The organism is Spirosoma fluminis (assembly GCF_054778895.1).
Genome location: NZ_BAAGZD010000041.1, coordinates 683,334 through 696,172, shown reverse-complemented (window position 1 = coordinate 696,172; position 12,839 = coordinate 683,334). Strand labels below are relative to the sequence as shown.

Here is a 12,839-nt window from a genome sequence, read left to right as displayed (position 1 = left end):
TGTAGCAGGAAATCTTTTATTGTCTTTTTAGTAGACAATAAATTTTATTCAACTCTATATTTGCATAGTCATAAGATTAAAACTTGAAAGCCCGGTTTCCCTTATAAGTCTTCGTAAAAGCTGATTAACGTAGTGTTAGAACGTTCTTTACTCATTAGCATGCTACGTTATAGGTTGAAAATGGGTCTTATAGGAGAGAGGTATGCTGCTTACCCGATACGTTCTGATGCACCAGCGAATAGACAATCCGCTCGCTGGCTTACTGAATACACCATGAATGCGCTAAGTGAACAAAACTATATTCAACAGCTTTCAATCGACTGCGTCATTTTTGGCTATCAGGAACGTAAGCTCAAAGTGTTAGTGCCTAAACTGGATTTCAAGGGCGATTTCTGGGCGTTGCCAAGTGGGTACATTGATCAGAATGAAAGCATTGACCAGGCCGCCCGCCGAATTCTGGAAGGCCGAACCGGGATCAGGAACGTTTATCTGGAGCAGTTCCGCATATTTGGCGATACCGAACGGAGTAATATCCGCTTCCTGAAGCGAATGATCGAGCTGAATGAGGAAAAGATTGGGGGAGGTCACTTCATTCAAAAAGGATTTGACTGGATAACCCGCCGGTTTATTTCCATCGGCTACTACGCCCTGGTGGATATAAACAAAGTCATTCCCCAAAGAAATGAGATTGACGAGTCCATCGACTGGTATGATATTAACCAGCTGCCCCAGCTGATCATGGACCACAACGAGATGGTGAAATGTGCTCTTGAAACGCTTCAGCTGAATCTCGACCAAAAACTAATTGCCTTCAACCTGCTCCCGGAAACGTTTACGATGAAGGAAGTGCAGGAACTCTACGAAGCGATCTTCGATAAGCCGTTTGCCCGGAATAATTTTCAGAAGAAGATCCTGGACCTGAACGTATTGGAGCGCCTGGACAAAAAGTTTACCGGGGCGGCTAACAAAGCGCCCTACCTGTACCGCTTCCTGAAGCAGACGTAACGTTTACGGCTTCCGTATCGTAAATTGTTGGTGCTAAGCCGTAACGCCCGGCGTCGGACCCTCCGCTTACGTTCCTGTGAAGCTGCGAGCTGCTTTATTTCTTGGCTGTTTATGGCCCGTCCTGTTCAGCGGCCTGGGGACTAATCTTTCGTTTCGGCGTTTACTCAGGATGGTAATACCGGCAGCTGGCGCGTGGTCAGCGAAGGCAGTCAGACCGTACTGCTGCTTGCGTATGGCAACGGGCGGGTGGCCCCACTGGCCGTGACTACCAACCGCGGTGGCAGCGGCATCCTGCTCAACGGAAAACGATACCTGACTCAGGCCAGCCCGATGTGTCCTTAACCGCGTAATGTCGCCCTGTTGTCTGCTGAACGCTGTATGTCTTTTCCGAACAAGGTTGACCGAGTTCACGCATACGATTGAGCAAGCCGCTCGGCCAGTTCGCTGATTTCCTGATGTTTGACTAGACCTTGTACCCAATGAACCGGAATAGATTCATCGCTATAGTATAAACCGGCAAGACCACCAGTGACAGCACCTGTAGTATCTGTATCACCGCCCAGATTAACCGCTTTCAGCACCGCTGATGAATAGGTCGAGGTGGTCAGGAAGCACCATATACTACTCTCGAGCGTATCTATTACGTATCCTGAACTCCGAATTTCATTTTCTGACAAAAGGAAGATATTATTTTGCAGGAGCCGGTCAAATAAGGCTATTTCTTCGGGCGAGAACCTATGGGTAGCAATGAATTGATTGATTGTTTGCTGAGCTTTTTCGTAGGCCGTCAATTTGTCTACGTTCGTAAATACAGCTAAACACAATTCAACGTAAATAAAGCACGATATAACTGACCGGAAGTGTTGATGAGTGATGCCCGATACTAGTTTAACAACCTCAAATCGTTCATTGATTGAGTCTACATTATGTAAGTGGAAAACGATAGGAAGTATGCGCATGAGCGAGCCATTCCCATTGCTAAATTCAGACATTCCACCCGATAATTTCGGAGATGTGCCGCTGAACAACCGGTCGATGGCTTCGCTGGTTGCATTGCCAATGTCGAAGACAGTATCATGAGCGCCCCAGTAGCCGTGATGAGCCCACTGAATGAAGCGTGTGGCTATATCTGATAGGTCGAAGCCATTGCATAAGCTTTCTGCGGTACAAAATACCAGAGAACTGTCGTCGGAGAACGTACCCGGTGGCTGGTTCCAGGTGCCATAGCCTATATAATCGGTTATAGGTCTGCTGCGAAGGTAATCTCTTGATTTAAACTCAACGGGGACACCCAGTGCATCACCGATGGCAGCCCCTAAGAAAGCTCCCTTTATTCTTGAAATCATAGTATTGGTGGCGGTTGTGGAAAGTTGGTTTTGGCTGGCTTCAATACAGATCGTAAAAGTAAACACAATAATTACCTCACCTGATTGGCACAGGATTCGCTAACTGAACGAATGGCGAAATTCAAGCGGAGTGGTATTCGTCTTGTTCCTGAATAGCTTGCTAAACGACTGAGGGTGTTCGAAGCCCAGCATATAGGCAATTTCGCTGATCGATAAATCCGTCGTCGACAATTTTTCTTTGGCCTTGTCGATGAGTTTGTCGTGAATATGTTGCTGGGCGTTTTGTCCGGTCAGCGTCTTCAGCAAACTGCTCAGGTAAGTCGGCGACAGATTGACTTGCTCCGCCAGGTACCCGACCGTCGGTAAACCGGTTTTTAGCCGCTCATCGCTATTAAAATAAGCCTCCAGTACGGCCTCGAATCGGTCAAGTATGCTGTGGTTGATAATCTTTCGGGTAATGAACTGACGCTGATAGAACCGGTCGGCATAATTGAGCAGCACGTCGAGTTGAGCGATTATAATGTTCTGACTGAACTTGTCAATGGGAGTCTGGTATTCCCGCTGAATCTGCTGAATGATGCCCAAAATCATCAGTTCTTCCTGCTCCGACAGAAATAAGGCTTCATGAATGGAATAATCGAAGTACTCATGCTGCCGGATCGTTTTGGCCAGGGGTGTATTCCACAAAAAGTCGGGGTGAATCATCAGTAGCCAGCCCGTATGCTCATGTGATTCATCAGCCGTAACGGCAAGCACCTGACCGGGCGCCAGGAAGACCATCACGCCTTCGTCGAAATCATACGCCTGCTGACCGTATTTCATCCGACCGTTGAAGTTCCGTTTCAGCGCAATCGAATAAAAATTGTTAACGATGCTTTTCGGTGTATCCGTTCTTCGTGGTTTGACGTCGTCGAATCGGATCACACTAATGAGCGGATGGGCGGGTTTAGGCAAACCCGCAAACTGATGATAGGCGGCTATTGTATCAATTCGGTGCAGCGACTCCGTTGACATAAGTTGGTTAGATATGTAGGAGTGAGAAGATAGAAGCGTGAAGTTTTAAGACTCAGGCTGTAGGACAAGTGCCTAACGCGTACTCCTTTCTTCACGCTTCTTGATCACTAATTGTACAACAATGATAACCCTTCTTTGAGTGCAGTCGGTTTTCGGCCGAGCAGTTTTTCCAGATCAGGGCTTATGGCGTCTTCCTGTCCGTTGGCGATGTCGGTTATAAAGCCCGTAATTCGACGGGCCACGATAGAAGGCAAACCACGTCCGGTTAATTGCGCTTCAAAGGTGGCTGGCTCTGCTGGTGTATAGGGTACTGGCTTGCCGGATAGATCCGTCAAAGCAGCCGCTACGTCATAGAAGGAATACGATTCGCTACCGGTGAGCTGGTACGTTACGTTGCCTTTAAACTCAATAGCCAGGGCGTTGGCCATTGCTTCGCCCATCTCACTGCGCAGCGCAAGTGCAACCCGGCCCCGCCCGGCCGGTACGTAGATACCACGTTCGAACACGGCCTCTCCGCCCACAAACTGCGGAATGGCGTCGAGGTACAAACTGTTCTGAAACAGCGTATAGGCCAGCCCGCTTGCTTTAATGTAATCTTCCGTTTGAAAGTGCCCGTCCATCAACCGGTTGACCAGCGTAGTCCGGTCTTTCAGCGCCCGGCTCGTATACGCAATCCGCTGAACCTGTGCGTTTCGGGCCGCGTCCACGACCTGCTGATGCTGACGAATCCGGTTTTCTTCATCCGTGCCGGCAATCAGCAAGACGGTTTTGATACCCTGCATGGCGCTGTCGAGCGAGTCAATATCGTCGTAGGTGCCAACGCGTACGGATACCCCCTGTTCAATCAGGTTGACAGCTTTGTTTTTGTCCCGCACGAAGGCGGCAATCTGGCTGGCGGGCAACGTTTGCAATAGCTGTTGAACGACTGCGTTGCCTAAGTGGCCTGTAGCTCCGGTTACTAAGATCATGATGACGTTGTTTGGTTTTCTGATAACAAAGGTCCGTCATAGCTAACCCACAGACGTAGCCAGATTGATGATTGTTGTAGCCGAATTAACCGTACAGGATAGCTTTTGCAAAGGTTGATAAAGACCGTACTTCTAACGTAAATCGCTGGTTTGGGATTGAAAGCTGCGCGAAGCCGAGACGCAGTATACCTCAGTCAGCACTTACCTTAACTTTTTCTATTCGGGCGTAAAAGCCCCGCAAACGGCTCTCTACCTCAATTCATCATTTGCCGTCGAACTACTTGTATGTCCAGCGATCTACACCACCAAACTTCTAAAAACCGACTAACCCTGTTCTGCAGCTGTAGCTATCATTCTTTGGGCCGAAGGCTGCAAGCTCATACTTAGACTCATTGATCGTAACCCTAATCAGTAGAACAGACAAGCTTGTGCCTTAGAAACCTAAGCTCTCTCCTCCATGAAAAATAAAGATCAGCCGTTTATATGGCTACTCGAGCAGTATGCGTTTAGCGCCATTGGAAAATACATCGATCAGGCTGATAGCCAAACCCAAACCCAGCTTATCAAGCTTTACAGTGATATTTACGATCAGCTTGCTCTTGAATCCGCTGAGTCAGAAGAAATAGATCATCCCCTTAGTCAAGAAAGTGACCCCCAAAGCGCTTATAAAGGGAATACGGCGCGCCTACTTAGGGGCTACCACTATACCGTTGAATCCACTAAGTTGAACATCCAACAGATGGATGAACTCATTGAACAAACCAATCAATGTCCCGGCTCGTCGGCTCATCGCGACCATTTGCTCCATCACTACCAATCTATCCGGGCTGGCTTTGTCGTCTGCCTGGAAACAACGCTGGCTTTATGCCAGCATGAGCTATTCAATCGCTAGTTCAATCTGCATAAATTAGTTTGTTATTACCTTCCTAGTCGGTTAAGAACCTAACCTGGGTTTGACGTTTGCAATAGCCACAGTTACCTTACTCGATAAAGGTCGACTGGCCGACACCTCCACCGCCGGGTGTTTCAATACGTATCCGTTCACCTGCCTGCATCGCCCGCGTGAAAATACCGGACAGTTCCTCTTCCTGACCATCCCCATAAATAAGCGTTTGTCGGCCTGGTTTTCCGGCTTCGCCACCGTTCAGTCCGTAGGGCGAGACAATGCGGTGCTGGCTAAGCAGGGTGGCCTGCACAGGCTCCAGAAACTCGATCTCGCGGATGATGCCATCGCCACCGGTCCACTGACCAGCCCCTCCGGAGTTGGTACGGATGCTGAACTGTCGCAGGCGAACCGGATAGCGTCGTTCGAGTTCTTCGGGATCGGTGAGTTTGGTATTGGTCATATGCTGGTGTACCGCCGAACGTCCGTCTGCCCCGTCGGTTGCACCGGCTCCCCCGCCGATGGTTTCGTAATACCCGAAAGCGTCCGGGGTCGCGCCCGACTTGCCGAACAGAAAATTATTCATGGTCCCCTGGCTACAGGCTGCCAGATTCAATGCTTTCAGCAACGTATCAACTAACCGCTGACTGACTTCTGTATTGCCGCCCACAACGGCCGGACAACGGGCCGGATCATCGGGGAATATCGGGTTGAGAAACGACGAATCGGGTAGAATCAAATCGACCGGTGCCATCAGCCCTTCGTTTAGCGGAATACTTACCGGAGTCGCTGACGCTTCAGCCTGATCAGAGGCTATCCATAATCGGATAACGTACAGTATCGCGCTGTGTAAAATGGAAACGTTCGCGTTCAGGTTGTTGGGGTGAACGGCCGAGGTGCCCGTAAAGTCAAACGTAATGCGACCGTCGTTTATGCGGATGGTTACCCGGATGATATGCCCATCGTCGAGCGATTCCTCGGCAGTAAAGCGTTGCCCGTTGAGAGGTTGGAGAACCGCTGAAATTGCCTGGCTCGCTGATCGTTTCAACTGCGCCATGTACTGATGAACCGTGCCCAGGCCGTGCTGACGTACCAGGGTGCGCAGGGCAGCTTCTCCGGTTCGCAGCGAGGCCAAAGCCGCTTCGATATCGGCGCGGTTCTCGGCTAGCGAGCGCGTTGGATAAGATCCCTGGGTAAACTGCTGTTCCAGGCCTGTCGGGCCACCCCATTGAAATTCCCCGGCTTTCATTACGTAGCGCGGTTCCAGCACAACACCTTCTTCCAGGAGCGAAATCGCATCGGGTGGCATTGAACCCGGTACTTTGCCGCCGATCTCGGCGTGGTGAGCCCGGTTGATGACGTAGCCAATCAGGTGCTGTTTGCCATTCGGATCTTCGTCGGTAAACACACCACTGAGCAACGTAACGTCGGGGAGGTGCGACCCGCCGTATTTGGGATGATTGAGAATGATCACATCGCCCGGCCCGACGGGTAGTTTGGCTACGGTCAAGCGGGCGCAGACGCCTAAGCTGCCCAGGTGAACTGGAATGTGCGGGGCGTTGGCAACGAGTTCTGCGTTAGCGTCGAGTAAGGCGCAGGAAAAATCGAGCCGTTCCTTCACATTGACCGAAAATGCCGTGCGCTGTAGCTGAGCCCCCATTTCTTCGGCAATCGCCCGAAAACGCTGGGTGAACAACTCAAGCTGAATGACGTTATCAACCTGACCGATACGTTCAGAATGTGGGGAAGATGAGTTTACGTCAACAAGCGGCTCAGGGCCTGAATCAGCCGATAATTCGGTGGGAAATGAATCGTCTTCGTCTTCGATATAGTCAACGACAACATTCCGATTGGCCTGGACAACGAGCCGCCAGCCGGGTTCAATAAAAGTGGAGGACGTCGTATTCAGCAGCAGCGCAGGGCCACGAAACGTATCGCCTTCCTCTAAAACTGTCCAATCGTATGCCGGATACTCACCCGCCAAAAAGGCGGGTACGGCATGACGATGACTAACCGGTGAGCCACTGATAGCGTACGGGTCACTGATGGTACTCGCCAGTACGCGCAGACTTTCCACTTCAATAGGCCGCGGTTGTCCATGGGTGTTCGTCGGGTAGTGGCCGTAGAGGTGTTGATAGGCTTCCTGAAACTGGTCGGCCAGCGTGCGGTGGTTGCCTTCGGCGAACGGAATGGTAAGCGTTGTTTCCTGACCCTGCAACCGAAGGGAAAGCAGTACCGACTGCACCGACACGAAACTATTCGGGCCCACATCCTGCCGCAACGACGCCAGGGCCTGCTCCTCCACTTCAGCACGTATGGATGGCAGGTTCGCTTCAATCTGACTAAGCGGTTGCAGGATGGATCTTGACGTCATGCGTTCGATCCTGGCCTGTCCTATGCCGTAGGCGCTCAGCAAACCTCCATCGAACGGAAGCAGAATGCGGCTCATGCCCAGCCGCCGGGCGATGGCGCAGCCGTGCAGTCCACCCGCACCGCCGAAAACCAACAGTCCATAAGTGGTCGGATCGAATCCTCTGGCTACTGAAATCTTCTGGATTGCACCGGCCATGGTCTCGTTGGCGATACGTTCAAAACCACGTAGCAGGACGGTTGCGTCGGGTTGGGTGCTGGTTTTCTGGACGATCTCGTTGATAATGCGGCCTAAAGCTGCCTGAGCTTTTTCTGAAAATACCGGAATACCGAATTGGTCTGGGTGGAGCTTACCCAACAGCAGATTTACGTCGGTAATGGTTAGCGGTCCGCCCGCACCGTAACAGGCTGGTCCCGGATTCGCTCCGGCGCTTTGCGGACCCACGCGCAACTGCGAGCCATCGAACCAGCAGACCGAGCCACCTCCGGCGGCTACGGTTTCAATCGCCAGCGACGGAAGCTGCAACTCAAAAGCACCGATCTTGGTCGAGAAGCGGTAATCCAAATGGGTCTGAATACGCGCTACGTCGGTGCTGGTGCCGCCCATGTCGAGCGTTAAGACGTTCATGTCGTCGGCAACGCTCGCGGCACCGATCACACCACCCGCCGGACCACTTAGCAGACTGTCTTTCGGCTGAAACAGATCGGCGCGGATCAGGCCGCCCGAACTGGTCATGACCCGCACGGGATGCCCACCCAGCTGTTGCTGTACGTTGTGCAGGTAAGTCCGGAGTACGGGCGTCAGATAGGCATCGACAACGGCAGTTTGCGTACGCGCTACGTAACCAGGGGAAGTTGATACGTCCGTAGATAAAGTTATGAGTTGATAACCAGCCGCCCTAAGGGCCTGCCGGACTTGCTGTTCGTGAATGGGGTTTTGGTACGCATTAAGCAGGGAAACCGCTACGGCATCCGGGCTTGTTTGCCGAAGGCCCTCCAGCAAGGTAGCCATTGTTTCATCTGACAAAGGCGTTAGCACCTCGCCGTCGGCGGAGATGCGTTCGTCGACTTCCAGCACCTGATCATACAGAACTTCGGCGGGCGGAATAGCCAGTTCGAACAAGTTGGGCCGCTGCTGCGTACCGATCGACAAGAGATCCTGAAAGCCTTTCGTCACTAGTAAAGCCACCCGGCCCCCTTTTCGTTCGAGCAGCGCGTTTGTGCCTTTTGTGGTGCCCAGCCGCATTTCCAACGCGGGAAAGGGTCGGTTAAGGGGAGTCCGGGTAAGCAGTCGGGTGGCCAGCACCGGCGCTTCTTCATCGGCAAAAAGCTCGATCGTAAAAGGTCCAGCCAGTGAGCCGGGCCGCCCGTTCGGATCGGAGACACGTAACGTACCGTCAACGTCCAGCGATTCAACCTGATAAACTTGGTCTGTTTCAATGACCCGGAACTGATAGCCCGCAAAGATGGGTGCGGTTAACCAGGCCGATTCTACCTTGCCTTCCTTTAAGCGTCCGCGCAGTCGGCTGCTGCTTAACACTTTAGTGCGGTGCAGAATGCCGTCAGGGTCAAGGGCCAGGCCGTCGGTAAACGTACCGCCCGTATCAATCGAGATTTGCCACATGGGTTAGTCGGTGTAAGGGCGGTTCAAAAAGTACCGCGCTAATCACAAGCTTTAGTTGATGAGCGTAACGCCCGCCTGCCGATACGTTGTTATGAGTTCGGCCGGAGCTTCGGCATCCGTTATCAATATGTCAAACAGCGTCAACGGCGCAAAATAGAGGTATTTGTTGGTTTCTAACTTCGACGAATCGCAAAGTAGATACGTTCTGGCCGACTGTCGGGCCATTATCACGGCCGTGCTGGCTTCTTTTTCGCTGTTGGCACTCAATCCATGTTGCAGCGAAATGCCATCTACGCCAATAAACGCCCGGTTGGCCCGGTAGCGGGCCATATGCTCTTCGGCGATCAGGCCATGAACCGCCTGCCGATCTTTATCGACTTCGCCCCCAACCAGGTTAACGCTTACGTCGGCTGACATCAGTTCGGCTACAATCGGCAGCGAGTTGGTGACGACCGTAATGCGTTTGTTGCGGATGAATTGACATAACCGGAAAACGGTGCTGCCGCAATCCATAAAAATGACATCGCCTTCCTGGATCTCCTGCGCGGCCAACTGGCAGATGTAATCTTTACGCTCGGCATTGACCGCAGCTTTGTTAGAAAACCGAAACTGATCGGTGGCTGCGCTTACTTTCATAGCTCCGCCCCGCGTCCGATACACTAAACCGGAAGCCGCCAGCTGAACCAGATCACGCCGGACGGTCATTTCCGACGTTTGCAGCAGATCGGCCAGTTCACGTACGTCGGCTGAACCCCGCTGTTCGACCGTTTGTACAATAAGTCGCTTCCGATGTTGAAAATTCATGCGCAATGATTTGTTTTGCTCAAAAATAAACAAATTCAAACATATTTGAACAAAATGAGTAATAGACGGGTGCAAATAACCGAAGAGAAGCTGCTCTCTGACAACTGGTACGTACTGAAACGCTTTACGTTCAACTACCTTAAGAAAAATGGCGAATGGACAACCCAGCAGCGCGAGGCTTACGATCGCGGAAACGGAGCTACGATTCTGTTGCATAACCCCGACGCCAACACGGTGATTCTTACCCGTCAGTTTCGCCTGCCGACATTTGTTAATGGAAATCCGTCGGGTATGCTGATCGAAGCCTGCGCGGGTCTGCTCGATGACGAACATCCCGACGACGCCATCCGGCGTGAAACAGAAGAAGAGACGGGGTACCGGATTGAATCGGTACAGAAAGTAATGGAAGCGTACATGAGTCCGGGGTCAGTAACCGAAAAGCTCTATTTCTATATCGCTCAGTACTCGGCCGATACGCAGCGAAATGCGGGGGGCGGCATCGACGAAGAAGAGATTGATATTCTGGAGATACCGGTCAGTCAGGCGCTGGCAATGGTCGACAACGGGGAGATTATGGATGGCAAAACGATTATGCTCCTCCAATACCTGCGCTTGAAGCAAATCGCTGCGATGAACTAGGCTGCCCATAACAGAACTGGATTTCGGGGACCGTTAATCTGGATACAACAACAAGCGATTGGGCTACTTTTCTGCCGGCCGATCGGCTGACCTTTGTCTTGTTAATTAACCACATACACAAGCAAATGGACGGTATTCAAACAATTCAGCTAGGCAGTCAGGGACTCATCGTTCCGGTAGTAGGCCTTGGCTGCATGGGCATGTCTCAGATTAATGGAGCCGATATTTACGGACGAGCCAATGACGAGGAATCCATCGCGACCATTCATCGCTCGCTGGAATTAGGCGGCAACTTTTTAGACACGGCCGATTTATATGGTCCGTTGCAAAACGAACGACTCGTTGCCAAAGCCATTAAAGGCAATCGCGATCGGTACATCATTGCCACCAAATTTGGCTTCGAGATCGATGACAATGAGCAGCTGACCTGGCAGTTTAACGGGAAACCGGACTACGTAAAGAAAGCCGCCGAACGCTCGCTGAAAAACCTCGGTACCAACTATATCGACCTGTATTACCTGCACCGGCTCGACCCCGGCACGCCCATTGAAGAAACGGTTGGCGCAATGGCTGAACTCGTGCAGGAAGGCAAAGTTCGATACATCGGCCTGTCGGAGGTGTCGTCGGAAACGATCCGGAAGGCCCACCGCATTCACCCGTTAACCGCCGTGCAAACGGAATACTCGTTGTTTGAGCGGGAAGTTGAAGAGGCCGGTATTGTCGATACGCTTAAGGAGCTTGGCGTTGGCCTGGTTGCGTACTCGCCACTGGGGCGAGGCTTTATATCGGGCGATGTCAAAAGTCCCGATGATTTTGCGGAAGACGATTTTCGGAGAGGGATTCCCCGGTTTCAGGGCGAGCAGTTTTACAAAAATCTTGAGCTGGTCAACGAGATAAAACGGCTGGCGGCTGAAAAAGACGTAACGCCATCGCAGTTGGCTATCGCCTGGGCGATTGCGAAAGGTTCACTGCCAATTCCGGGCACAAAACGCGTTACGTATGTCGAGCAGAACATAGCTGCAGCCAGCATTACCCTGAGCGAGGACGACCTGAACCGATTAGAACGCATTATTCCGCTGGGAACGACGACGGGGGCTCGTTATGATGAAGTGGGTATGACTTGGATCAATAAGTAAACGACTTCACATTAACCGGATGAACTCGGTTATGCCATCCAGAGTTCTTCCGGTTGATTAACGGATTCTACCGATGAAAAAAACGGCGACTACTCCTTACGTCATCAAGTCAATTTCGGAATTACACCGCTTACTATCGCTGCCCCGGCCGCAGCATCCGTTGGTGAGCATGATCGACCTGAGTGATCTGAGAGCCTCCTGCTCGGAACTGGTCGGTAGTTTTGTTTATAACTTCTATTCGATCTGCATCAAAAAAGACTTCGCCGGGAAACTGAAATACGGTCAGAACTACTACGACTTCGATGACGGAGTGATGACGTTTTTTTCGCCCGGTCAGGTCATCGCTACCGATGCCGCCGATCAGATTGCGCTGAACGGCTGGTGGCTGGTCGTTCATCCTGATTTTATTCAGAATTATCCATTGGCCAAACGCATCAAAGAATATGGGTATTTCTCATACGCGGTGAACGAAGCACTGCATCTTTCCGAGAAAGAAGAGGCCATGATAACGTCTATCATGAAGAATATCGAACAGGAATATCATTCGGCAATCGATACCTTCAGCCAGGATGTTATCGTCGCTCACATGGACTTGTTGCTTACCTACGCCAACCGGTTCTACAACCGGCAGTTCATTACCCGGAAGCAGGCCAGTAACGATCTGCTGATCCGCGTCGAAGAACTGCTTACCCGTTACTTCAACAGCGAGGCCGTTCAGAAATCGGGGCTGCCTACGGTGCAGTACATCGCAGACCAACTCAACCTTTCTCCCAGTTATCTAAGCGATTCACTACGTGCGCTAACGGGGCAGAGCACGCAGCAGCATATTCAAAACAAACTCATTGACAAGGCGAAAGAGGTATTAAGCACTACGTCCATGTCGGTCAGTGAAATCGCGTATCAGCTCGGGTTCGAGTATCCGCAGTCGTTCAGCAAGCTATTCAAGAACAAGACGAACGTATCACCGCTTGAATTCCGGCATTCGTTTAACTAATTCCGAATAGCTGTAAACGTCAAAGCCAGTCGATGAGACTGGCTTTGACGTTTACA

At 51.5% G+C, this 12,839-nt stretch carries 11 protein-coding genes; 6 read left to right on the top strand and 5 right to left on the bottom strand.

Annotated elements, in window-relative coordinates; all coding sequences use genetic code 11:
- The first annotated feature begins 273 nt into the window (after positions 1-273).
- Together ACYVBJ_RS24895 and ACYVBJ_RS24890 are read left to right on the top strand one after the other, a co-directional pair.
- Positions 274-1,005, top strand: a complete 732-nt coding sequence (locus ACYVBJ_RS24895; RefSeq protein ID WP_460984995.1) for an NUDIX hydrolase — start codon at positions 274-276, stop codon at positions 1,003-1,005.
- A 192-nt stretch (positions 1,006-1,197) separates the two neighbouring features.
- Positions 1,198-1,347, top strand: coding sequence for a hypothetical protein (locus ACYVBJ_RS24890; protein ID WP_460984994.1), 150 nt, complete (start codon positions 1,198-1,200; stop codon positions 1,345-1,347).
- A 65-nt stretch (positions 1,348-1,412) separates the two neighbouring features.
- On the opposite strand, the gene ACYVBJ_RS24885 is transcribed toward ACYVBJ_RS24890, so the two are convergent.
- The 3 genes from ACYVBJ_RS24885 to ACYVBJ_RS24875 form a co-directional block, all read right to left on the bottom strand.
- Positions 1,413-2,351 (bottom strand): ADP-ribosylglycohydrolase family protein, encoded by a 939-nt coding sequence (locus ACYVBJ_RS24885; RefSeq protein ID WP_460984993.1) that lies wholly within the window; start codon positions 2,349-2,351, stop codon positions 1,413-1,415.
- Between the two features lie 99 nt (positions 2,352-2,450).
- Positions 2,451-3,365, bottom strand: a complete 915-nt coding sequence (locus tag ACYVBJ_RS24880; protein WP_460984992.1) for a helix-turn-helix domain-containing protein — start codon at positions 3,363-3,365, stop codon at positions 2,451-2,453.
- Between the two features lie 107 nt (positions 3,366-3,472).
- Positions 3,473-4,333 carry an SDR family oxidoreductase gene (locus ACYVBJ_RS24875; protein ID WP_460984991.1) on the bottom strand — a complete coding sequence of 287 codons (861 nt, stop codon included), beginning with the start codon at positions 4,331-4,333 and terminating at the stop codon, positions 3,473-3,475.
- A 457-nt stretch (positions 4,334-4,790) separates the two neighbouring features.
- Here ACYVBJ_RS24875 and ACYVBJ_RS24870 point away from each other — a divergent pair, with 457 nt between their 5' ends.
- The gene (locus tag ACYVBJ_RS24870) at positions 4,791-5,225 is read left to right on the top strand and encodes a hypothetical protein (protein ID WP_460984990.1); all 435 of its coding nucleotides are present in this window, start codon (positions 4,791-4,793) and stop codon (positions 5,223-5,225) included.
- An 88-nt stretch (positions 5,226-5,313) separates the two neighbouring features.
- Here ACYVBJ_RS24870 and ACYVBJ_RS24865 read toward each other — a convergent pair whose 3' ends face one another.
- Together ACYVBJ_RS24865 and ACYVBJ_RS24860 are read right to left on the bottom strand one after the other, a co-directional pair.
- Positions 5,314-9,210: a hydantoinase B/oxoprolinase family protein gene (locus tag ACYVBJ_RS24865; RefSeq protein ID WP_460984989.1), complete on the bottom strand. Its 3,897-nt coding sequence runs from the start codon at positions 9,208-9,210 to the stop codon at positions 5,314-5,316.
- Positions 9,211-9,261: 51 nt separating this feature from the next.
- On the bottom strand, positions 9,262-10,047 hold the full coding sequence (locus ACYVBJ_RS24860) for a DeoR/GlpR family DNA-binding transcription regulator (protein ID WP_460985280.1): 786 nt from the start codon (positions 10,045-10,047) through the stop codon (positions 9,262-9,264).
- A 21-nt stretch (positions 10,048-10,068) separates the two neighbouring features.
- Between ACYVBJ_RS24860 and nudK the strand changes: the two genes are divergently transcribed.
- From nudK to ACYVBJ_RS24845, 3 genes are all read left to right on the top strand, one after another.
- On the top strand, positions 10,069-10,653 hold the full coding sequence (nudK, locus tag ACYVBJ_RS24855; protein WP_460984988.1) for a GDP-mannose pyrophosphatase NudK: 585 nt from the start codon (positions 10,069-10,071) through the stop codon (positions 10,651-10,653).
- Positions 10,654-10,778: 125 nt separating this feature from the next.
- A complete protein-coding gene (locus ACYVBJ_RS24850; RefSeq protein ID WP_460984987.1) occupies positions 10,779-11,789 on the top strand; it encodes an aldo/keto reductase in 1,011 nt (336 codons plus the stop codon).
- Positions 11,790-11,862: 73 nt separating this feature from the next.
- Positions 11,863-12,783, top strand: a complete 921-nt coding sequence (locus tag ACYVBJ_RS24845; RefSeq protein ID WP_460984986.1) for a helix-turn-helix domain-containing protein — start codon at positions 11,863-11,865, stop codon at positions 12,781-12,783.
- Positions 12,784-12,839 lie beyond the last annotated feature (56 nt).